This window comes from Leuconostoc gelidum subsp. gelidum KCTC 3527 (assembly GCF_000166715.1).
GTDB lineage: Bacteria > Bacillota > Bacilli > Lactobacillales > Lactobacillaceae > Leuconostoc > Leuconostoc gelidum.
In genome coordinates this window covers 134959-158962 of record NZ_AEMI01000016.1, presented here as the reverse complement: position 1 = coordinate 158962, position 24004 = coordinate 134959, and the positions used below count along the sequence as shown (strand labels likewise).

At 36.0% G+C, this 24004-nt stretch carries 19 protein-coding genes and 3 tRNA genes; 19 read left to right on the top strand and 3 right to left on the bottom strand.

What is annotated here, in order from left to right; all coding sequences use genetic code 11:
- Window positions 1-6 precede the first annotated feature (6 nt).
- The 6 genes from ftsH to EUI_RS0104180 all read left to right on the top strand — a co-directional run bounded on the left by ftsH (window position 7) and on the right by EUI_RS0104180 (window position 5117).
- A complete protein-coding gene (ftsH, locus tag EUI_RS0104205; protein ID WP_010016334.1) occupies window positions 7-2091 on the top strand; it encodes an ATP-dependent zinc metalloprotease FtsH in 2085 nt (694 codons plus the stop codon).
- Window positions 2092-2163: 72 nt separating this feature from the next.
- Entirely contained in the window at window positions 2164-3060 is an 897-nt protein-coding gene (gene hslO / locus EUI_RS0104200) for an Hsp33 family molecular chaperone HslO (protein WP_010016333.1), read from the top strand.
- Window positions 3061-3201: 141 nt separating this feature from the next.
- Window positions 3202-4683 (top strand): lysine--tRNA ligase, encoded by a 1482-nt coding sequence (gene lysS / locus EUI_RS0104195; protein ID WP_010016332.1) that lies wholly within the window; start codon window positions 3202-3204, stop codon window positions 4681-4683.
- A gap of 80 nt (window positions 4684-4763) precedes the next feature.
- Window positions 4764-4836 (top strand) — tRNA-Asn (locus EUI_RS0104190).
- Window positions 4837-4942: 106 nt separating this feature from the next.
- A tRNA-Asn gene (locus tag EUI_RS0104185) sits at window positions 4943-5015 on the top strand.
- Between the two features lie 29 nt (window positions 5016-5044).
- Window positions 5045-5117: transfer RNA gene (locus EUI_RS0104180), tRNA-Thr, on the top strand.
- Between the two features lie 356 nt (window positions 5118-5473).
- On the opposite strand, the gene EUI_RS0104175 is transcribed toward EUI_RS0104180, so the two are convergent.
- Window positions 5474-6640, bottom strand: coding sequence for an MFS transporter (locus tag EUI_RS0104175; RefSeq protein WP_010016330.1), 1167 nt, complete (start codon window positions 6638-6640; stop codon window positions 5474-5476).
- A gap of 295 nt (window positions 6641-6935) precedes the next feature.
- On the opposite strand from EUI_RS0104175, the gene EUI_RS0104165 reads away from it, so the two are divergent.
- The 3 genes from EUI_RS0104165 to EUI_RS0104155 all read left to right on the top strand — a co-directional run bounded on the left by EUI_RS0104165 (window position 6936) and on the right by EUI_RS0104155 (window position 13127).
- Window positions 6936-8258 (top strand): APC family permease, encoded by a 1323-nt coding sequence (locus tag EUI_RS0104165; RefSeq protein ID WP_010016327.1) that lies wholly within the window; start codon window positions 6936-6938, stop codon window positions 8256-8258.
- A 188-nt stretch (window positions 8259-8446) separates the two neighbouring features.
- Entirely contained in the window at window positions 8447-9844 is a 1398-nt protein-coding gene (locus tag EUI_RS0104160) for a DUF2130 domain-containing protein (RefSeq protein WP_010016325.1), read from the top strand.
- Between the two features lie 103 nt (window positions 9845-9947).
- On the top strand, window positions 9948-13127 hold the full coding sequence (locus EUI_RS0104155) for an SIR2 family protein (RefSeq protein ID WP_010016324.1): 3180 nt from the start codon (window positions 9948-9950) through the stop codon (window positions 13125-13127).
- Window positions 13128-13326: 199 nt separating this feature from the next.
- On the opposite strand, the gene EUI_RS0104150 is transcribed toward EUI_RS0104155, so the two are convergent.
- Complete coding sequence (locus EUI_RS0104150) at window positions 13327-13629, bottom strand: winged helix-turn-helix transcriptional regulator (protein WP_010016323.1); 303 nt, start codon at window positions 13627-13629, stop codon at window positions 13327-13329.
- An 81-nt stretch (window positions 13630-13710) separates the two neighbouring features.
- Here EUI_RS0104150 and EUI_RS0104145 point away from each other — a divergent pair, with 81 nt between their 5' ends.
- The 10 genes from EUI_RS0104145 (at window position 13711) to EUI_RS0104105 (ending at window position 22730) form a co-directional block, all read left to right on the top strand.
- Entirely contained in the window at window positions 13711-14466 is a 756-nt protein-coding gene (locus tag EUI_RS0104145) for an ABC transporter ATP-binding protein (protein WP_010016322.1), read from the top strand.
- A gap of 1 nt (window position 14467) precedes the next feature.
- The gene (locus EUI_RS0104140) at window positions 14468-16681 is read left to right on the top strand and encodes an ABC transporter permease (protein WP_010016320.1); all 2214 of its coding nucleotides are present in this window, start codon (window positions 14468-14470) and stop codon (window positions 16679-16681) included.
- Window positions 16678-16887 carry a hypothetical protein gene (locus EUI_RS10775; protein ID WP_224156792.1) on the top strand — a complete coding sequence of 70 codons (210 nt, stop codon included), beginning with the start codon at window positions 16678-16680 and terminating at the stop codon, window positions 16885-16887. The genes EUI_RS0104140 and EUI_RS10775 overlap by 4 nt, the downstream gene beginning before the upstream one ends.
- A 94-nt stretch (window positions 16888-16981) precedes the next feature.
- On the top strand, window positions 16982-17932 hold the full coding sequence (locus EUI_RS10065) for a nucleotidyl transferase family protein (protein ID WP_224156793.1): 951 nt from the start codon (window positions 16982-16984) through the stop codon (window positions 17930-17932).
- A 154-nt stretch (window positions 17933-18086) separates the two neighbouring features.
- Window positions 18087-18491 carry a helix-turn-helix domain-containing protein gene (locus tag EUI_RS0104130; protein ID WP_259655602.1) on the top strand — a complete coding sequence of 135 codons (405 nt, stop codon included), beginning with the start codon at window positions 18087-18089 and terminating at the stop codon, window positions 18489-18491.
- A 336-nt stretch (window positions 18492-18827) separates the two neighbouring features.
- On the top strand, window positions 18828-20279 hold the full coding sequence (locus EUI_RS0104125) for an NCS2 family permease (protein ID WP_010016318.1): 1452 nt from the start codon (window positions 18828-18830) through the stop codon (window positions 20277-20279).
- Between the two features lie 99 nt (window positions 20280-20378).
- A complete protein-coding gene (locus EUI_RS0104120; RefSeq protein WP_010016317.1) occupies window positions 20379-21173 on the top strand; it encodes an ATP-binding cassette domain-containing protein in 795 nt (264 codons plus the stop codon).
- 1 nt (window position 21174) lies between these two features.
- Window positions 21175-21903 carry a hypothetical protein gene (locus tag EUI_RS0104115; protein WP_010016316.1) on the top strand — a complete coding sequence of 243 codons (729 nt, stop codon included), beginning with the start codon at window positions 21175-21177 and terminating at the stop codon, window positions 21901-21903.
- Window positions 21881-22348: a LytTR family DNA-binding domain-containing protein gene (locus EUI_RS0104110; protein ID WP_010016314.1), complete on the top strand. Its 468-nt coding sequence runs from the start codon at window positions 21881-21883 to the stop codon at window positions 22346-22348. Before EUI_RS0104115 ends, EUI_RS0104110 begins: the two co-directional genes overlap by 23 nt.
- The gene (locus tag EUI_RS0104105) at window positions 22335-22730 is read left to right on the top strand and encodes a DUF3021 family protein (protein WP_010016313.1); all 396 of its coding nucleotides are present in this window, start codon (window positions 22335-22337) and stop codon (window positions 22728-22730) included. Before EUI_RS0104110 ends, EUI_RS0104105 begins: the two co-directional genes overlap by 14 nt.
- Window positions 22731-22911: 181 nt before the next feature.
- Here EUI_RS0104105 and EUI_RS0104100 read toward each other — a convergent pair whose 3' ends face one another.
- Window positions 22912-23955: a site-specific integrase gene (locus tag EUI_RS0104100; RefSeq protein ID WP_010016312.1), complete on the bottom strand. Its 1044-nt coding sequence runs from the start codon at window positions 23953-23955 to the stop codon at window positions 22912-22914.
- Window positions 23956-24004 lie beyond the last annotated feature (49 nt).

The following is a 24004-nucleotide window of genomic DNA, read 5'->3' as shown; positions in this document are numbered from 1 at the left end:
AACTTCATGAATAATAATCAAAAAGGTGGTTTCTTAAAGAGTTCTATCTTCTATGTTTTCATTTTTCTTGCTGTGGTTGGTATGATTTATGGTTTGTTTGGTAACGATAAGTCAACTTCTAAAACCTTAACATCAAGCGAATTTTTGAAAGCATTGAGCGATAAAGACCTTAAGTCAATCACAGTTCAGCCGGGCAATGGTATTTATAACATTTCTGGTGAGTATAGAAAAGCAAAGACTGTTAAATCAGATAAAGGTTTTAGTATTTTACAGCAGTCACAAAAAGTCACAAAGTTTACTTCAACTGTATTACCAAATGATGCATCGTTGAAGTCAGTGACAGACACAGCTAAAACGACTAAAACTGATCTGGTAACTAAACAACAGGAATCATCTGGATTTTGGTTAAATCTCCTAGTTTCAGTTGTGCCAATTGTACTGATTGTTGGTGTTTTTTATCTGATGATGAGTCAAGCAGGTGGCAAGGGTGGTCAAGGCGGTATGATGAGCTTTGGTAAATCTAAAGCTAAACCGTCAGATCCAAAAGATAATAAAGTACGTTTTTCTGATGTTGCTGGTGCAGAAGAAGAAAAACAAGAATTAGTTGAAGTTGTTGAATTCTTAAAGTCACCTAAAAAATTCGTTAGTTTAGGTGCCCGTATTCCAAAGGGTGTTTTACTTGAAGGCCCTCCGGGAACTGGTAAAACCTTATTGGCTAAAGCGGTTGCCGGTGAAGCAAACGTGCCATTCTTTTCAATGTCTGGATCAGATTTCGTTGAAATGTTTGTTGGTGTTGGTGCTTCACGTGTTCGTGATTTGTTTGAAAACGCAAAGAAATCAGCGCCAGCTATTATTTTCATTGATGAAATAGATGCTGTTGGTCGTCGCCGTGGTACTGGTATGGGTGGTGGAAACGATGAACGTGAACAAACACTTAACCAAATTTTGATTGAAATGGATGGTTTTGAAGGCTCAGAAGGTGTTATCATTCTTGCTTCAACTAACCGTTCTGATGTGTTAGATCCAGCCTTGCTCCGTTCAGGTCGATTCGATCGTAAAATATTGATTGGGGCGCCGGATGTTAAGGGTCGTGAAGCCATACTTAATGTTCACGCCAAAAACAAGCCACTAGCTGATAATGTTGATTTGAAAGCTGTGGCGCAACAAACACCAGGTTATGTTGGTGCTGACCTGGAAAACCTCTTAAATGAAGCTGCCTTGTTGGCAGCCCGTCGTAATAAGAAAAAAGTGGACGCGGCAGATATTGATGAAGCTGAAGATCGTATCTTCCAAGGTCCAGCTAAAACAAATCGCAGCATGTCTGAAAGAGAACGTCGTACAACAGCCTATCATGAAGCAGGTCATGCTTTAGTAGGACTTATTCGTTCTGAGGCATCAATTGTTCGTAAAGTAACAATTGTACCGCGTGGTCGTATTGGCGGTTATGCTCTAATGACACCTAAGACGGATCGCTATAATTTACGTTATTCAGAAGCTAAGGAACAATTAGCTGGATTAATGGGTGGTCGAGCGGCTGAATTGTTCATGTTCAATGAAGCAAGTTCAGGTGCTTCAAATGATTTCCAACAAGCAACTGGATTGACACGTCAAATGGTTACTGCATTTGGTATGTCAGATAAATTAGGCATGGTTCAGTTAGAAGGCAACGCGAGTGTTGGTTATGGCGAACAAGCAGGAAACCGTGGCTATTCTGAAGAAACAGCGCGCTTGATTGATGAAGAAGTGCGTCGGTTGTCTAAAGAGGCATTCGATGATGCCACAAAAATCATTTCTGAACATAAAGATAAGTTGATTGCTATTGCTGAAGCCTTGCTAGAAGTCGAAACTTTGGACGAAAAGCAAATTAAAGATATCTATGAAACAGGTAAATTTACTCGTAAAGATATTCAAGATAATGATGAGTTGGCAACAGCTAAATCATTTGATGAAGCCAAAGCAGCAGTCGATGCTAAGGATTCTGAAGCGGAAGCACGCTTTGAAAATCATGATGAACCTGAAGACGATGATCATTCAGAAGCAGATCATTCAAGTGATTCTTCAAATGATGACAAAGTTGATGAAAATAAGTAAAATAAGAGTTGACGATAGCGTCAACTTTTTTATTTTAAATAATCGATAATATTTAAAAAAGAAAGGGAAAAAATGGCAGATCAATTTATTAAAACAATCACTAAAAATAAATATTTCCGTGCCTTTGCTTTGAATGGCACCAATCTTGTACGTCAAGCAACCGCAGCACATGAAACATCTCGTTTGGCCTCTGTCGTATTAGGCCGTGGCCTGTTAGCAACAAGTTTAACCGCGCAATCTGTTCTTAAAGGTGAAGAACGCATGTCAATCCAGATTAATGGCCGTGGGCCGATTGGCAATGTTGTCGTTGAAGCAGATGCTAAAGGCAGTGTACGTGGTTATGTCACAAATGATAAGTTAGCGCCTATTTTTGATGATAATAATCAATTAGATGTTGCGCAGGCGGTAGGGACTAATGGCTTTTTGCAGATTACTAAATTCGCGCCATACTCAAATCCTTATATTGGTCAAAGTCAGCTGATATCTGGTGAAATTGGAGACGATTTCACGTATTATTTGGCGCAATCAGAACAAATTCCATCGGTTGTTGGTGTTTCTGTTTATATGAATGATGATGATTCAGTGAAATCTGCTGGTGGATTTTTAGTTCAAGCATTACCCGATGCAACTGATGAAGCAATTGATCAACTCGAAGTAGATTTAAAAAATATGAAACCTTTGTCTGATATGTTGATTGAAAATTATACACCTTTGAAAATATTGGAAGCTATTTTTGGAGAAGGTGAAGTCGAAATTTTGCAGGTGGCGGGTGTTGGTTTAGCAGCAGAGCCAACAAAAGATGCCTATAGAGAAATGTTAACAACACTACCAGCTGTTGAAATTCAAGCTATGATTGATGAAGATAATGGTGCTGAAATTGTTGGAAAGTTTTCAGGTAAACGGTATTTTTTTACACCTGAAGAATTGCAAGACGTCATTTTGGAAATTAATGCCAATAATGCTGACTGATCTTTGAGATTAAGGCTGTTTTTTGGTATAGTAATTGTTAGTGAGAAATTTTAGAACTGGTCAATAGATGACGAAATAAACTGGAGGAAATGCACTCGGAGACATGGTGGTTTAACGATGTATTCCAAGTGCTTTAAAAACATGGTAGAAGAAAAAGCCCTTAATGATCAAATGATGGCACGACGTCAAAAGTTAGCAACGATTGTTGACGATTTGCATTTAGATCCATTTGGTAAACGATTTGAACGGACAGCCAAAGCACAAGAATTGCATGATTTATACGATGATAGCAGTCTTGAAACGCTTGAAGCAGCCCAGCATGAAGTCATTATTGCTGGTCGTATGATTGCTAAGCGTGGGGCTGGGAAAGTTATTTTTGCTGATTTCAGAGATGTCTCTGGTAAAATTCAAATGTATGCTAAACGTGATGATTTAGGTGAAAATTACCCAATTATTAAACGTGCTGATTTGGGTGACTTCCTTGGTATCAAGGGTATTGTCATGAAAACAGAAGCCGGCGAATTGACAATTTTGGCAACAGAATTGACTCATTTAACAAAAGCTTTGCGACCAATGCCTGATAAGTTTCATGGTATTGCTGACGTCGAGACACGTTACCGTAAACGCTATTTAGACTTGATTGCTAATGAAGAGTCGTTTAAGAAATTTCAATTGCGTTCAAAAATTATTTCGGCTATTCGCGGCTACATGGATTCACAAGACTTTATGGAAGTTGAAACACCTATTTTACAGACTGAGGCTGGTGGTGCTTCAGCACGTCCATTTATTACACACCACAATGCTTTAAACATTGATATGTATATGCGCATTGCGACTGAACTATATTTGAAGCGTTTAGTTGTCGGTGGTTTTGAACGTGTTTATGAAATGGGACGTATTTTCCGTAACGAGGGGATGGATCCAAAGCATAACCCAGAATTTACCACAATGGAAACATATGCTGCTTATATGGATTTTACTGATGTGATGGATGAAACTGAGGGTATTTTCAAGGCAGCAGCGGCAGTTGTGTCTGACGATCTCAAAGTGACCTATCAAGGCACGGAAATTGATCTCGGTGTCAAGTTTGCACGCAAGCACATGGTTGATTTGATCAAAGAACAAACTGGCATTGATTTTTGGCAAGAAATGTCTATTGAAACAGCGCAAAAGTTAGCTGATGACAAGCACGTTAAATACGAAAAGTATTGGCGCGTTGGTCATATTATTAACGCATTCTTTGAAGAATTTGTTGAAGATACTTTGATTCAACCAGTGTTCGTTTATGGTCATCCGGTTGACGTGTCACCTTTAGCAAAGAAAAACGCTGATGATTCACGATTTACTGATCGCTTTGAGTTATTCATTATGGGCAGCGAGTACGGCAATGCCTTTACGGAATTAAACGATCCTATTGATCAACGTGCGCGTTTTGAAGCACAAGTTGCTGAGCGTGAAAACGGTAATGATGAAGCTGAAAACATTGATGAAGACTTCATTGAGGCTTTGGAATACGGTATGCCACCAACAGGTGGTCTTGGCATTGGTATTGATCGCTTAGTTATGCTATTGACTGATTCTGATACAATTCGTGATGTTTTATTGTTTCCAACAATGCGTTAATTAATATAATTAATTATCAAAAAAGCTTGACACAAACCATAGTTATTAGATATAATAGTTAAGTTGTGTTAAGCAATTATTCCGACTTAGCTCAGTTGGTAGAGCACCTGACTGTTAATCAGGTTGTCGTCGGTTCGAGCCCGACAGTCGGAGTTTTATGAGAAGCAAACCTAACTGGGTTTGCTTTTTTTATGTCTTGAAAAGTATTGACAAATGAGAAGGAAACTGGCATAATTAAATAGTTGTGTTAAGCAATTATTCCGACTTAGCTCAGTTGGTAGAGCACCTGACTGTTAATCAGGTTGTCGCCGGTTCGAGCCCGGCAGTCGGAGTTATCAGATAATTATTAAATTATCTACTTGCCGATGTAGCTCAGTTGGTAGAGCACGGGTATCGTAAACCTGGGGTCGGAGGTTCGATTCCTCTCGTCGGCACTAATGACGTTATATTTGTAGAAGTAAGCCTTGATTGGTTTACTTTTTTTGTTTGAAGTGACAGGTGCATAGTGCACATATTATTTCTATGGCACCGATGGTAATTCAGTCAAGAGGACTCATTACTAGGGTAACGGTAAATTAGAATATTATGGAAATGACTTTGAGCAATATCGTAACCGTAATTTTAATGATAATAAGATGAATGCGGGTTACGTTAACAAAGACGTTGATCGTGTGTCATTAAAACATACTTGGTATTCTCAATTAAACCAAGATTACTCAGAAGCTGTATTACCAACACTGAACATAAAAAAACATCCTTTTCAAGATGCTTTTAAAAAGAAAATCAATTTTTATCTCTTAAACCGAATTGTAAACGTCAACACACTAGCAATTGCTAAAATAACCGCTACAAATGTGTAAGGTAAGTTACTACCGATATCCAAGAGGACACCACCTAACACTGGGCCAATGATATTACCGACACTGGTTAGGGACATGTTCAAACCGTTGATTAGACCTTGTCGTTCCTCGTTCACATGTGACAATAATGTCGTGATTGCTGGACGTAAGATGTCAAAGCCAACGAAGGCGATGAGTGTGGCGACAAAGACTTCCCATTTAGTTTGCGAAAACAGGATCCATATAATGGCTAGAAATCCTGATATGAAGCTGATACGAATGACCATTAATTCACCGATATAGCGTACCATTTTTTCAAAAAAGACAACCTGTATGATTAATGATAAGAAACCGTTGACAACTAAAAACCAGGCAATTTCAGTTAAATTAAAACCGCGAACATCATGAAAATAGAGACTAAACATGTTTTCAAATGCTGCTAATCCGAATGAAGCTACGAGAATCATAATGAGTAACATGATTAGCGCGACAGACCAAAACTGACCGGTTAATTTGATATCATTATATTGCGTTGAACTTTGTGTTATGCGAATTTTTTTTTCGTCAGGCATAAAAAGAATAAAGATGATAAAAGCAACCAGACCTAAAATCGCAGAACCAAAGAAAGGTAAGGTGTGATCGATATTCGCTAGCACACCACCGATACCTGGACCCAAAATAATACCGCCACTAAATGAAGCTGATAGCCAACCAATAACTCGCGCACGATTTTCACTCGTTGTCATGTTTGATGCCAGTGCAGTAATCGCTGGCATTGACAATGCTGCCGCTAATCCTCCTAAGGCACGTGCGATGTTTAGCTGCAAGAGTGAATGACCAATACCGAATGCAAACAGACCCTCTGAAACGGCAAAAAGGAGCAAACCAGCAGCAATTAGCGGTACACGTGCGAATTTGTCTGAAAAACGACCGATGATGGGGGAGGCAATAAATTGGACAGCAGCAAATAAGGCTGCCATGATGCCCATATCAGTTGCTGTGAGTGACATATCTGCTTTAATATAAGGTTCAACTGGAATAATCAAACCAATACCAAGCATAATTAAAAGTTGTGAGCCGACCAATAATATTAAGGCACGCTGTTGAATTTTTGTCATGAGAAATAAGCACGCTTTCTTTCAATTTTGTAAAAAAGTGTATAAAAAAGAGGGCGTCGCATTGACAACGCCCAGTCTACATCCACTATTGCAGGATAACGCAAACACGATTTTAATCGTGTCAGTAGCTATTACTATCTCAAAACAGAATATCATCAAAAAAAGTTAGTGTCAAGTAAATGATGCTACTTCAGTTTTAATCAGTATCGGGAAAAAAATGAGTAAAGTGATTTCTTTGCGGCGCGCAAACTGGTAATATAGAAGAGTATGATTAAATGTAGTTAAAGAGGAAAAAATGGGGACAAATCAAAATCTTAATCGCACTATGACGCTAATTCCGGCAATTTCAACTGTCGTGGGAACAGTCATTGGTGCTGGTGTGTTCTATAAGGCTTCAAGTGTCGCTGATGCGACAGGCTCAACGAGCATGTCATTGTTTGTATGGTTAGTTGGTGGCTTGATCAGTTTAGCTGCGGGTTTGACAGGGGCTGAATTAGCCGCTGCATTACCACAAACCGGTGGTATGTTGGTCTATATCGAACGCGCCTACGGTAAATTAGCAAGTTACATACTAGGTTGGGCACAAATCATTATTTATTTTCCAGCTAGTTTGGCAGCTAAAGGCATTATTTTTGGCACGCAGGTAGCTAATCTCTTTCACTGGGGATATATGGCTATTATTCCTTCCGGAATTGCCGCACTGGTGTCAGTCGCAGCCATAAATATGCTGGGCTCAAAAATTGCTGGTCAATTTCAATCGATTACTTTATTTTTCAAGCTGATTCCATTGGCACTAATTATTATTTTTGGGTTATTACAGCCAGGGGGTGTTGACGTCAGTATTTTCCCAGTGACTCCGGGTCATGCGGTTGGTGGCTGGGCTTCTGCTATGGGAGCTGGATTATTGGCAACCATGTATGCTTATGATGGTTGGATTCATGTCGGCAATATTGCTGGTGAGATGAAAAATCCAACGCGTGACTTGCCTCGCGCTATTGCTGGTGGTCTACTCGGTATCATGGTAATTTATTTGCTTGTGAATTATGCTTTCTTGCATGCCTTACCATTTAGTGCGATTCAAGGAAATGCTAACACTGCGATGGATGCTGCGCAACAAATTTTTGGTGGTTTCGGTGGTAAGTTGATTACAATTGGTATCTTAATTTCTATTTATGGTACGTTGAATGGCTATACAATGACCGGTATGCGATTACCATATGCCATGGCTTTGGAAAAAGGCTTACCCTTCTCGGATCAATTAGTGAAGTTAAATCGTTTTCAGATACCTTATGTTGCTGGCATCTTTCAACTTGTCCTAGCGATTGGGTTAATGTTTGTGGGTGGCTTTGATATGCTAACAGACATGCTGGTTTTCGTTATTTGGTTATTCTACACCTTGGTTTTTGTTGCAGTCATTAAGTTACGCCATACAGAGCCTGATCTAAAGCGTCCGTATCGTGTACCACTATATCCAGTTGTGCCAATTATTGCTATTTTAGGTGGTTTATTCATTATTGTAATGACACTTCTAACAGAATGGCAATTAGCATTGATTGGCGTCGCTGCAACACTTGCAGGATTACCATTGTACTTCATCATGCAAAAACGTCAAAAATAAATAGGTATATCAAAACGTCTGGAACTGAACCCAAAAACTGGAGTGCAGTTTAAGACGTTTTTTATTTACGTAAGTGATACAGATATTTTATTAAATTGGTATGATAAAATTTAATTGTTAAAACAATTTTTGTTATAATGAAACTAATTGCGCTTGCTAAAAAGCAGCGGGTAGGAGACTAACTGAGTATGTCAAAAATTAAATTTCATATTGCGTCACAGACAGAACTTGTCTTGGATCAAGCTGCCCAATTAGGGGATGTTGTTGACCTAACTGATGAGCAGAATATTGATACCAGTGTGATTAATGGCAAAATAGCGGAAATTCTTGAAGAAAAGTTGGCACAGGCTAAGGAAGACTGGGAATTGCAGCAAGACAAACAAACTAAGGCCGAGTTAGCGAACCAACTACAGCAACAAAAACAACAGTTACAAGAAAATATTAATGATAAGGCAACACGAATCGTTGAATTAGAAACACAGCTTAAAAGCATTGCCAAACAAAATGAAGTTGAACTTAAATCACAATTAGTGCAAAAAGACTTAGACCTACAAGAAACTATTACTAAAAAAGAATCAGAAATTGTTGCACTTGAAGCTCAGATTACTTCAATTAAGCAACAAAGCCAATCTGACTTAGAAACGCAGTTATTGAAAAAAGATGCGGCAACACAAAGTGAATTAGCGCAACGGAAACAGGAATTGTCAGAGTTAACGTCTCAATTGCAATTAAAAGACCAAGAAAAGCAGTTACAGCTCGCTAATATTCAAAGCCAGTATGAAGCCCAATTAAAGACGGCAAACGAACAGGTAGAATTTTATAAGAATTTCAAGGCACGTCAATCAACTAAAGAGATTGGTGAAAGTTTGGAACAGTATGCGATGACTGAATTCAATAAAATCCGCCCATATGCCTTTCCTAATGCTTATTTTGAAAAAGACAATACCCTATCTGAAACGAATTCAAAAGGCGACTTTATCTTCCGTGATTATCAAGATGAGACTGAATTTGTTAGTATTATGTTTGATATGAAGAACGAAGGTGACACAACAGCCTCTAAGCATAAGAATGCTGATTTCTTTAAAGAATTAGACAAAGATCGTCGTGAAAAAGAGACTGAGTACGCCGTCCTTGTCTCAATGCTTGAAGCTGATAGCGACTTATATAATACAGGCATTGTGCAAGTTAATGACTATGAAAAAATGTATGTTATTCGCCCGCAATTCTTCATTCAATTTATCGGCGTGTTGCGTAACGCTGCACTGAATACTGTTGCATATAAGCAGGAATTAGAACAAGTTCGTGAACAAAATATTGATATTACGCATTTTGAAAGTGATCTAACCAACTTTAAAAGTGCTTTTGGTAAAAACTACCAGAGTGCTTCAAAGAATTTCAAAAATGCTATTGACGAGATTGATAAATCGATTGCACGCATGGAAGCCGTTAAACGGTCATTGACGACATCTGAGAATCAATTGCGTTTAGCTAATAATAAGTTGGATGATGTGAGCGTTAAGAAACTAACACGTGGTAATCCGACGATGAAGGCGAAGTTTGAGGGTGTGGGGAATGAAATGAATTAGGTCACCAGCATAACATGTGATATTAATCAAAAATTTTTGGAGGTATAATGAAATCAATTTTATCGAAGATACTGTGAAAGCAATAAAATGAGAAAGGATTGAAATGCCAGAGTTTAAATTTCATACACATCCTGAGTACGAGCAAATTGTTAACAAAATGGCCGAAGCAATGAAAAATGGCAAACTCATGTTTTTTATTGGTGCGGGTATTTCAAGAATTCAAGGCTATCCGAGTTGGGATGAATATATTGATAGATTGATAAAATATTGGGAATCTCATATTAATGATGACCCTGCAATGCAAAAATCTAGAGTATATGTTAACGCGCTGGACCAAATTTTAAGCTCAAATATTGATAAAAAACGTAAAGTTGACTTAGTTCATCAAATGATTAAGCAAGCGTTTGGTCAGGACACTTTTGAAGAGAGGCAGCTAGACTTTGAGAAATACTATTTTGAAGCGTTACCACCCATCACTGAATATAATCCTGTCTTAACGAAATTAGCAAATCTTGATGCTTCTTATATTACGACAAACTATGATAATCAGATTGAAAAGCATCTTGATAATATGAAAACAGTTAGTGCAACGGTCACTGATATTGAAGACTTTGACGAGCGAACAGATCAGGTTTCACTGAATACGGTTATTCATTTGCATGGTATGCCAAGTGGTAGACCAGAACATTTTATTAGTTCATCATCCTCATACAAAAAACATTATTATTCTGATTCCCAGCCAATTAGCAAGATTCGTCATTGGATTGATGAGAAAAAACTTTTGCTGGTGTTCCTTGGCTCTAGTATGGAAGAGGATGAGATACTTTCGCTTCTTTCTGGAATAAGTGGTGACCATGTTTCATTTTTAGCTTCAAATCATGGAGAGGATGAGTCAGGTGATTATATCAGAAAAATTATTAAAGACTATCACTCTGATCAAAATCACACACAAGTTTTTTGGTATGGTGATGATTATAATATGCTATCTTCATTTGTGGAAAAATTAGTTAATGACATACGTAATGTAGCATATCCAGAAAGTAATGATGATTGGTATCAATTTAGAGATGAAAATACACCAGATGAAATCATTGTAAACATATTAAACAATACGGATTCTGGACGTCTTGAACACTATTTTGATGGCTTGAATTCTAAAATTATTACAAAACGAGTGCCGCAAATTTTAAGTAGTGATATTTTTGAAAGTCGCGATAAAAATATTCCTGAATCAATTTGGAAGGCATTAGAAACAAATCATAAGGTTTTAAATCCTGCCCAAATTGATAGCATCATTAACTATATTAGAGAACAAAATTGGGCATACCGCATAGAATCTGCTGTTTCTTTTCTTAGAGGATTAGAATTACTTGAAGAACAAACTCTAAATCTGGAGAAATCATTGGGATCTAAACCGGACATTGAGTATTTGAGTTTCTATGATTGGCCAAATGTTATGGGATGGTTTCTAGTTAAAGAAATTAAAAAGCATAGCTATCAGGAAGGCTACTATGACGCGGAAAACCCACTAACTTATAACTTGGTACCTCAAGCTCAAGAAGAACTTATCAATATATTAAACAGTGATGATTTTAAACTTATAATATTGGAATCTGCTGCAGATATTATCGACGATGGTGGCTTTTCTCAGCTTTTTCATGCTATTTTAGATGATAAATTTAAAATAGAGAATAAAAACTGGGAAAGTAAGATAGATAAAAGATTATTGTGTCATCCTATATTTATCAAAATATTAATGAAGGTTAATGAGAAGAAAAAACTCTCTGAGCATATTGTTAGTCAAATTATCAGTAAGGTTGATTTTTCCGATAAAAATTTAGGTTTTTTGTTCAATAATTTTTTTGCTGAAAATCATTCTGAAATAATACAATTGCGTGGAGACATTGAAAAAGTACAGTATGAGGATGGCATGACTTTTGGTGGTGTGGCAAAGGAAGTTCAGCAAACTTCTTTTGTGACGGAGAAAGATCTGGCTTTGGATAATGATAGTGTCATAGTTAAAAAATTAACAAGACACGAAAATAATGGTGTTCAATTTGGGTTGGAAAATGACCTTTTTGAGCAATCTGCTGCTGGAACTACGAAGTTTTTCAAAAAGATACTTGTTAACCCTGAAACGACAGTTGCAAATAAAATTGTAAAACTGTTTACTGACAATATCCAACAACTTTATAATGAATATAAGGACTGGTATTGTTGGTATTTATTTGAAGAAAGTAGCGAAGTAAAGTCAGATGATGAGATGGTCCACGACGTTATAAAAATGTACAGTGACATCAAAATCTCTAAATTTGATTATTATGATGCCCAGATGTTTAAAAATTTATTGAATAGTCATTATTTCGTTGCTGAGGCCAGCACAGCTTTTTGGCAAATAGATTCAAGTGATTTTGATTTACCTTACCCTGATAAAAATAAGGGAGAGGAATTTACTTACAATCACTTTATTAATTCAAGTTTAGGAAGTTATCTTGATTTGTTTAAACTTGTAGTTGAAAAAGTTCCAGATGATAAAGAGCTTGCACAACAAAAAATTAATGATATTGAAGATGATAATATTCGTCATTTCATGATGGGAAGACATTATGAAATGTACAAGGATAGTATTCCAAAGACAATTTATGATCTTAAAGGTTTTTCATCAGCATATCGGTTAGGTAATAAAGGGACAGGCGCATTTAAAGATGCTACTCTTTTTGCTCTACATGAAGGTTATAATGATCCATTGATAGAGCAAAATGTTGCTGTTGTTGCACTACATGAAATAAATCCATCAGAAGACTGTATTACGTGGGATAAAATTAATGTATATACGATTTTTAGGTATATTTTTTACACGAATTATGATTTTCCTCATCAACATGAGTGGTTGAAAGAAATTATGACTAGTCAAGCTAATAAATACTTTGATATTATTTTTAGAATGTTTAGAAAAAATAGTGAAAGTTCGAAGGTTAAGCTTGGTAAACTCCTGTCGAATCCAGAGAAAGTTTTGGAATTAAGTAGCGAGAAAATTAGTCTCAATCTAGTAACATCAAAAATTGATGAAATTGATGAAAATTTGCAACCACTGTTTCTTAGGATACTCACGTTAATCATCAGTAGTGGTAGAGTCAAAATTAATGGAACGTCAATGCAGACTATTGAAATGGTGTTAGAACTTTCAGAAAAAGAGGAGCGAGCAAAACTGTTTAGTGGCTTAAGAACATCGATGGATCCAGGTGATTTGAGCCGATTGGAAACAAAATATTCAACGATATAAAAACGGATGATCGGCAATTTGCTGGTCATCCGTTTTTAATATCTATTTCGAGTAATTTTAACGACATTCGATAATTCAAAATCAAGTGCTTTATAGATTTATCATAGTATTATATGTTGATATGTATGCTAAATTACCGAGGAGTTTTTTGCCGATTGGACACCAAAATTCGAATTAGGTGAATGAATCAACTCATAACTCATTCATGATAATCACCATACCAAGCCTTAATTTCAGGCACGAGTTGCAATAGCTTTAATCCTTTATCTGTAAAATGATAGGCAATTTGTGGCGGAATAGTGGGCAAATGTTCCCGTGTAATGATGCCATTGGCTTCAAGGTCCTTTATCCTTGTCGCAAGGATTCTAGGATTGATAGTGGGAATCTGGTTTTTCATCGTGCCGTAATGATTATAACCATTATGAATCGCTTCTAGAATTTCAACGGTAAATTTTCCTTTAACGACAGCAATTGTGTCTTGAACTGGACAGGTAGTTGGCATAGTATACTTTTTTTCCCTTATTGTGAATAATATAACTTCTGTTTATTATAGTTAATATATCACAAGAAGGGGCATAAACCAATGATAGAGAAAAGTATTATCCAAGTTAAAAACTTATCTAAGCGATATGACGACAATAACCAAATTTTAGAGGGCATTGATTTAGACATTTTTGAATCGGCATTTACCGTGATTATGGGACCTTCAGGTGCAGGGAAATCAACACTACTACAAAACATATCAACCATGGATCAGCCGACAAGCGGACACGTGATTTTTGAAGACCAAGACTTAACAAAACTCTCTGATAAATCATTATCAAGATTTAGACGCAAAGAAATTGGTTTTATTTTTCAATCATTTAACCTGATTGAACATTTGAGTGTGTTAGAAAATGTGTGTTTGCCAGGATTTCTACTGAAATCAAAGACTAAAAAGCAAGTGATACAACGTGCTAAAGATTTGCTTACTGGCTTGGGATTAGAGACTCATGCCAATCAAGCAATTAATCATTTATCAGGTGGTCAAAAGCAACGTGTGGCGATTGCTAGAAGTTTGATTAATCAACCGAAAATCCTCTTTGCAGATGAACCAACTGGTGCCTTGGACTCAACTTCTGGTATAGAGGTATTAGATAATCTCACTTTAAATAATCAAAGCGGACAAACTATTGTCATGGTCACACATGATTTAAAGGCAGCGCTTCGTGCTGATAGAATTTTGTTCATCAAAGATGGGCAGATTTATGGTGATCGTCGTTTTACACCTTATGACGCTAGTCAACTCAAAACTAGGCGAGCAGAAGTTGAAGCTTGGCTACTAGAGATGGGGTGGTAACATGCAAAAGATTATCAAGTCATTGATTTTAGGACAAAAAGCCTTTATGGTGACAATTGTTATTCTAACTTTTTTATCAAGTTTAACGATGATTACGGTCTTAACTGCTTATCAAGCAAATGTCTCGCACTATCAAACAGCATACCGCACTCATAAGTTACCTGATATCCTTGTCAAACAAGATACGCAACAAGATGTGGCGGCTGATTTAAAAGGTCTTAAAAATGTAAAAAGGGTGTCATCTGCACCTAGTCTTATGACGCAAGTTGAAGGCAAAGATAAGCAAAATATTACTTTGCTGCTCTCTGATGATACCTCACATTTCAATGTACAGGCACCGTCAAACCATGAGATTGTACTTGCGTCATACCTAGAATCAACTGGTAATTTTAAGCGTGGTGATGCGATTCAAATTGGTGATAAAAATTTGACTGTGAAGGGATTTTACGAAGATCAGCTCCTTGGTAGCCCACTGTTCAAGTATAAGCAGGGCATTGTGTCACAAACGACTTTCAATACTTTGATAGCTCAAAAAGGTAGCCAAATGACTCAGCTGGCCTTTGTTAACTTAGTGAAAGCACCTAAAAATTCAGAGAAGCTTTTAACAGATTATCACGATCGACTAAAAGCAGATTTGATTTATGATAAAGGCTACATTCAGAAAGCCTACACGATGTTACCTACTATTGTGGCTTTGGTTATTATTTTAGCTGCTATTTTCTTGTTTGGAATTTGTCAGTTTGTGATACGCTTTGCACTTGTGTCTGGCATAGCCAAGGATCGTAAAAAAATTGCGACATTCAAAACGTTAGGCATGAGTGGTCGTCAAGTTAAGTTGGCTTATGTGTCTGCTTTTTTATTGAGTAACATAGCTGGGCTAGTTGTTGCTATACTGGCGAGTTTTGTGACAAGTAATTTAGCATTTAAATTTTTCTGGCACTTAAATGGCTTTACAAGTGTTAGACATATATCACTTAATATTGTTGTTGTACTTGCTATCACTTTGCTGATGTTAGGTCTCTCCATGATGATTATCTTATTATCACTTAAAGAGACTGGTAGTATTTCGCCAGCATCAGTTTTTCAAGATGGGCAAAGTAAATCCAATCAAGGCAAATTTAATTTTAATTTGATTAAAAATCCGCTACCTCTGCAAATAGGGGTGGCATTTAAAGACTATATTCAAAAAATTGGACATTATATGACCTTTACGCTTGTGATAGGACTTTTTTTATTTTTGAGTTTAATGATTGCCACTCTCAATCAAGGCTTTAAAGGTCATGTTGACAGTCTTTTTGGATTACCAAAGGTTGATGTTGTCATGCGCACGCCAGATAACACAATACGAGGTGAAGCGTTACAACAAATCAATGCTCTGACGCCAATTAAATCAAGTGGTTATATTCAAGAAACTAAGGTTCTTCTAAAAAATGAAGTGATACCTTTACACCGTTACAGTAAAATGCCGTCTGAAATGAAAGTATTATCAGGGCATACGCCCAAAAACCAGCATGAATTATTGCTATCAAGTAATCTCATAAAAACATTAAAACTTAAAGTTGGACAAAAAGTTCATGTCAAAACGCAGCTATCTAATAACACAGAGATGACTATTGTGGGGACATATCAAACCATTAATAACCTAGGAAAAGAAGCGTACAGTTTAGTTGATTTAGATTTACCAATGAACAGTACTTATATTAACCTGAAAAGTACAAGTCAGAAAGATAAGCTGTTGGCTGGGTTTCACCGAGATAATGTCCAACTGACAGATATAAGCGCAAGTTCAAAAAGTTTAATCACAACAATCCAAACTGCAGTTAAATTGTTAGCCAATATGATCTTAATTTTGACACTCGTTATTTCCGGACTGTTTGTTTATCTCGTGAGCTACTTGACGATTGAAACAGAAAAACGGCAGTTAGCCTTGAAAAAAATGTTAGGTTTCACCAACGTACAGTTGAAAATTCAGTATTTATTTAGATCGGGATTTGCACTTGCTCTGGGCATTGGATTGAGCTTGATTCTTGATAAATTTATTGGATCATTTTTATTGAATGGTCTTGTTAATTTAGGTGGATTAACACAATTTTCTGTTCAGTTGCCGTTATCATATGACATTGTCATTATTTTACTACTCGTTTTTGAAAGTAGCTTAATTGTTGCATCTGCCAGCCGTCGTATCACAAAAATTAAAATTGGAGACTTTTTATGAAAATAGTTCATAGTATTTTTTTGAAAATTGCACTGAGTATGGGATTGATCATGTACTTTGCTTATGCTGTACCAACTGGAAAATATGCGAATCTTTATTTGATTGGCGTTAGCGCCTTTACAGCACTGTTCTTACCCATTTTCACACTTATAAGTACTTATTTAGAACAAAAAGGTTTTAGGTTAACTGGTTCGATGTTTCCTTAGTAAGTTAGCAAAATTAGTATGGCAGAGTCTTTACAATTTTCTAGCCTTAGGTCTGCTAGTTAAAGGAAATATTATCGATCCTAATAATCTCAAAATGGTTGGTGGTTTAATTGGAGCTGTTTGTTTAACTTCTTTGGCATCACAAGGCCTACAATATCTGGCAATTACGCTAAGTAATCATGGGAAAGGGAATCGATTCGCTAATATTTTTTTTGCTTTGAGCTTGAATGTAATTATCAGTGCATTGGCTGCACTAGGATACAAGAATGTGCAAGTGTTTTTCATTATTATGGGGCTACTGCTGGGTGTCATTGGCGTACTCATCAGTTTGATAACAGATATTTGGGGGTTTCTACCATCTAAAGGTGGGATTGGCTTATTCCTAGGGACGTTTAACCCCGTACACAAGTCACATATTGCAATTTTAAAGAATTTCATTGATAAACGACAGTTAGATAAAGTTTACATTCACCCAACAGTTATTCCTAAGATTCATCAGTATCTTTTAGATAAGAAAATGATTAAGATTGTTGATCAGCGTGCTGGTAAACGTTACTATGAAAAATCAGCGATTGCTGACCCACTTGTCAATTTTTTTCCAACCGGTCAAGTTTTTTACGAGGCAGAAAATCGTTTATTAATGTTAAAAATTGCAATAAAAGAAGCTGGGTTAGAGAATAAAGTAGAGATATTATTTGAACCCAACCTTTATCAAAAAGATGGATTTTATGCCATTATTAAAGCTATCAAAAAACGCCACCCCCATATGAAGTTGCATGGCTTATTGGGAACGGATGAAGGTGGTATGTTATCACATGATATCTATGACGAAACTTGGATTAAGCCATTTGTGAAATTGCGACGAGATAATATTTCCGGCACTGCCATACGAAAAGGTGAGAAAGGCATGACAACACCGAAGATAACAGAAGTACTAGATTTATTTTCGAATTTGAAAGAAGGACAAAGTGACCAACTATTTGGACAAACAGTGCAGTTAGTTAATAATCGTTTGGAGGTGGCTGATGATAAAATATGTTTGTAAGCGTCCCGATCTTTTAAAAAAATCTATGTGACGAGGAGAATTACTATAGCCTAAAAGCAACTCAAGTAATACTTTAGTGACAATACAAACGCTTTACTGATAAGATGATATTATTAATTATCAAAAGAGGGACTCAAATGCTTATTGATGAAAAATAAAAATCATACGTGAAGATAGAAAAATATCACAAGAACAGATGGCTAAAAATTTAAACGTATCAGGTCAAGCTGTTTCAAATTGGGAACGTGGAAAAGGTTATCCGGATATATCAAACATTATTCGTTTATCAGAAATATATGATATCTCACTCGATGAATTGATACGTGAAGATAAAAATTATAAGGAAGTGTTACTAGAAAAGAAAATCGGTAAAACAGTAGACAATATTTTCAATGTTGGTTTATTATTAGCAACTATAATTGTTTTACTTTATGGATACATCACCCATGGATTCGATTCACATCAACGGTTTTATATTATTTTTGCTTTAGTGATGATTATTCATATTGTTATTTACTTATATAAACTGCTAGTTGGTAAAAATGCTCAAACTGACTAGTGGCAGACGGTTTTTAGTTTTTTGAGTATCAAGATGTCCTAGATCATTTGAATGATAACGCCATGACAGTATATATTTCTAACACCAAACCTATTTTTTTACATGCTAATCATGATACAGACTTGTTATTTTGGAATATCAATGCTAAACTATTCTATGTGAAATTTAGCTGATATAGTATCGAATAATGGTCGATTGTTTCTAGCCAGCACCCATGCTGGAACTATCATAAATAAGTTACTGAATTGATCGCCATTTGTGCGTCAATTTTTTATTTTCCATTAATATATTCATACAAATAGGCTGTTAATTGACATCATTGTATAGGAGAAAATAATGGAGAAATTATTTCAATTAAAAGAGAATAAAACGACTGTTCGTCGTGAAATTGTTGCCGGAATTACAACATTTGTGTCAATGGCATATATTTTCTTTTTAAACCCCCAAATTTTAGGACAGACCGGCATACCAACTCAAGCTGTATTTTTAGCAGCCATTTTAGTGGCAGTTTTTGGTACATTATTCATGGGTCTGTTTGCTAACGTGCCATTTGCGCTGGCACCAGGTATTGGTATGCAAGCCTACTTCACGTATACCATTGTATTTGGGTTTGGCTTTACTTGGCAACAGGCATTGGCTATTGTATTTTTAGTTGGCCTAGTCGATATTGTGATTACGTTGACACACGGCCGACGGGCTATCGTTCAAGGAATTCCATCTGAATTAAAAGCAGCTATTGGCGGTGGTATTGGACTTTTTGTAACCTATATTGGTTTAAAAAATGCTGGCTTTATTAACTTTATTGTTGATCCGGGAAATATCATCACATTAAATGGCAAACCTTTTACTGGCGAAGTACATGGCGCGTTGAATAGTATTTTAGCTAACGGTGGTGTGACGCCAGAATTAACTAAGTTCAATAGTTCAAGTACGGTACTAGCATTAATTGGTTTTATTATTTTAATTATATTAGTTATGCGACGCGTACCGGGTGCATTTCTGATATCGTTGATAGTAACCACACTAATTGGGATTCCAATGGGTGTTACGAATACGCACATTGGTGCTGGTACATCAGTTGGTCATGCATTTGGTGAATTGGGTCATGTTTTTGGTCAGTCATTAGGAGCACAAGGCATAGGTAGTTTATTTAATAATTGGCATAATGCGTCATTGGCGTTGGTTACGATTTTCGCTATGGGACTTAGCGGATTGTTTGATGCCATTGGCACATTAATTGGTATTGGGAATCAAACGGGTATTTTTTCAAAACAAGATCAAAAAGCTTTTGATTCTAGTAATGGTTTCAATTCCAAAATGGATCGTGCGCTAATTGTTGATACGTTTACAACAGCTTTAGCTGGCATTGTCGGTACATCAAATACAACAACTTTTATTGAATCAGCATCTGGTGTGGCTGCAGGAGCCAGAACTGGATTGGCAAATATTGTCACAGCCATAGGCTTTGCTTTGATGATATTATTTGCACCTTTCGTGGGTGTTGTGCCGACAGCAGCTACCTCACCATTGCTTATTTTAGTTGGTATTATGATGATGGGTGAATTTAAGAAAATTTCATGGGAATCATTGGAGGTTGCTATACCGGCATTCTTTACTTCTGTGTTTATGGCCTTTAGTTACTCAATTTCTTATGGGATTGCGGCTGGCTTCATCTTCTTTATCATTGTGAAGTTTGCCTTAGGCAAATTTAAGGAAGTCTCACCTGTACTATTAATCGTATCCGCTTTCTTTTTGATTAATTTTGTTGTTCTTGCATTGATACATTAAACAAAAATCTTATAGCTTGTATGTAACCGCTTATCACAAAAGCGGTTTTTTTGATGTCCTAAATTGCTACAATAAAGCCAGTAAGAGAAGGGAGATACTATGTTAGAAATTAAGAATTTAAGCGTAACTTATGGTAGTAAAGTTGCTTTGACTGTGCCAAATTTGAACATCAATAAAGGCGAGATTATTGGCGTGATGGGGGAATCAGGGTCAGGAAAATCAACGTTAGTGAATAGTTGTTTGGGATTAGTGCGATTTAAGGGGCAAGTAACACTTGAGACTGATAATGTAGGAGTATTAATGCAGGAGCAGCACTACGTTGATACCATGACGAATCAAAAAATAATAGAGGGATTACTAAATACACGTATTAAGCGAGATGATAAATTGGCTGAATTAATTAATTTTTTTGATTTTGGATCACAATTGTCTTTGCATTTTAAGAATTTATCTGGTGGACAAAAACAACGTATGAGTTTAATCATGGTCCTTTATCAAGAACCAGAATTACTATTTTTAGATGAAATGACGACTGGACTTGATTTTGAAAGTCGACAGGCACTCATTAATCATTTAAAAGTATATTTCAAACAACATCAAACAACTGTTATTATGGTGACGCACTATGCACAAGAGATTGAACAGTTAGCGGATAAATTACTAATTATTCATGATGGACAAGTGATGGCGTTTGATAAACCAAAGAATTTGTTTAATCAATATATCGGCTATTCAGCCTTTATTGTCGGCAATAATGCGGGGAACAGTATTAGCATACACCAGCCGGAGGAAGAGTATTCAGTCGCGCGACAACTTATTGATAATGGTGATGATTTTAGGCGGACACAAGGTGATATTGAATTGGTTTATACGGCAATCACGAAGGGACAATGACATGATTAAAAAAAGAAAATTAGTCTTTGAATTTCAAAATTTATTAGGCAATATGATAACGTTATTCTTTGGATTTATGTTCGCGCCAATGATGGCATTCGTGTTTGGTAGTAGTTATTCTAATGTACCGCAAGCACTGAACCAAGTTTACTTGACTTTCTTTTGTACGATACCACTTTCAATGGTACTTGTTGGATTTAGTTCATTGTTTTCGCAAGAAGTAGAACAAGGTTTCACATTACGCGCTGAACTCTTTGGTTACTCACGTATGTCACAAGTTATACACAAATTTATAGCATTAACAGGATTTGTTTTATTGTCCAGCATCATATACTCTTGGATTTTTCTATCGCATTTTAACTTGTTGATACCAAGTCAATCAATAATGATTCAAATGGGTATTTTTCAAATTTTAAACGCGGCTATATATTTTATGGTTGTATTTTTACTCACAACATTTTTGAAGAAATTTTCGCGTGTTTATGGTATTTCTATGATTAGCTATTTTGTTATCATGATTGTTTCGGGAATTATGGGTAATCTGAATGTTGGTAAATTAGGGAATTATTTGCCAATTAAATTATTTATAACTGATTATACAAATCGTCTCAATGATACAGATTATATATCTGGTAAAATAGGTTTATATCTATTTATTTTATTAGGTATTCTTAGCGTAATTATGAAAGTGGTTGTGGGCAATAATAATGGAAATAAACATCAATATTGATGACAAACTAAAAGATGTTCAAGTGCTTATTTCAGGTAGTGATATTGAACAATTAGCGGATATAGCACGGTACCTTAAATCCAAAAATACATCATCACGCCAACTTGCCATTAAAACGGCTGACAATATTCGAGTTGTGGATAAGGCAGACATTATTGTCGTTGAAAGTTTTGGCAATGATCTAACATTTACGTTAAAAAATAACCAGAAATTAACGACTAGAAAGACACTAAAAAAATTTTTAGAAGAAAATTCAAAATATGATTTTGTGCAAATTTCTAAATCTGAAGTCATGAATTTGTCGTATTTGTCAAAGATGGAATCTGCATTTTCTGGTAACTATTATGCTTTTTTGACAAATCAGACACGCGTTACTGTGTCTAGGCGGTTTATTAAGGGTATTCTAAGTAGATTGGAAGGGAGCGCAGAAGATGAAATACTTTAAAAAATCAATAACCTATCTATTAGTTGGCATTGGCGTTGGATCATTTATCTCATTATTATCGTTTACTTTAAATCATGGCACACCAACAATGAAGCAATTTTACTTGTTAATGACCATGAGTGCAATTATGGGCTTATTATCTCTCATATTTGAGTATGATAAAATAACGTTTATGGCACAACTCATTAGTCATTTCATTTTAGAGATGTTAACATATGGTATTTTCATCTGGTTAACTTTTGGAAGTCATGTGATTACGATTACTAATATACCAACATTCGTGATTACCTATATCATTATTTTTATCTATTTCAGAAAACAAGGACACAATAATGCGCGTCGTATTAATCAAGCATTAACGCAAAGGGATCATAAAAAATAACTTTAAATATATCGTATAAAATGATCATTTAAGCAGTATTCTCACAAAATATTTGTTATACTTAATACGCATTTATCAAAATCAATAAATTGTTTATTGGACTGGTTCGTAAACTGCCCAGGATAAAAAATAAGGCTACAAATCAACTTTATTGGTTGCTTTGTAGCCTTTTTGTAGCCTTTTATTTAAATAATTCGATCGTTTTTTTAACTTCCTGCTGACGTTTCGAGTGTAAAAGATGAGCATATATTCTCATCGTGGTGGTTGTATCAGCGTGTCCTAATCTTTTACTGATGTACTCAATCGATATGTCTTGTGATACTAAATAACTAGCGTGAGTATGGCGCAATCCATGGAATGAAACAATATTTTTAAATTCTAATTGTCGTTGCAATTTTTTAAAAGCCTTATTAACAGCAACCTGTGTTATATTGAATAATTTTCCATGATACTTATTTAATAACTTTTCAGTGAGCCATACCGGAACATCTATTTGTCTGATAGAATTCTTTGTTTTAGTGGTGTCTATTTTTCGAGTTGCTGATTGTTCCGTCTTATTAATATCAATGATACCATCTTTTATGTCGTCGGTAGTTAAAGCTAATATTTCCCCAATTCTTGCGCCTGTTAACGCGCCTATTAATATGATGTCTCTTGTTGGCGAACTAACTATTTTTGTTTCTTCAATTAAATTTAAATATTCTTCTGTTTCCAAAAATTTCAACTCACTGTCTTTTGGATCACTTCCAGTTATTACCGTTCTTTCAAATGGGTTAGTTCTAATCAGTCCATCAAGAACTGCATCTTGGTAAGCTGACTTTAATTGTGTTTTTCGCTTTGCAGTAGTTGCTCTGCCGTGTGTAGTCCCAAATTCATTTAAGTACTCTTGCGCACGCGCTCTGGTTAGTTTAAATGCTTTGGTGGTAGAAAGTATGTCACTACGTTCAATTGTGTGTAGCGTGGCTAAATACACGGTCATGCTGCTACTCTTTATATTACCCTTATAAATTTCTAACCACTTGCCAAAATATTCAGGCACAGTAATATCAGGAACAAAAACAGATGACAGCTCATCATTATTCTTTTTATTTTCAATAGTAGTAGCCCATATACCAGCTTCGCGTTTTGTTTTAAACCCTGATTTTGTTTTTCTAGTACGCTTTCCGCCAGTAACCAATGACACATTTACCGTCCAACTAGTACCGCGTTTATAAATTGATGCCATAATAAAAAGCCTCCTCAAGCTCATACTTAAAAAAGGGGCTTACATGGTA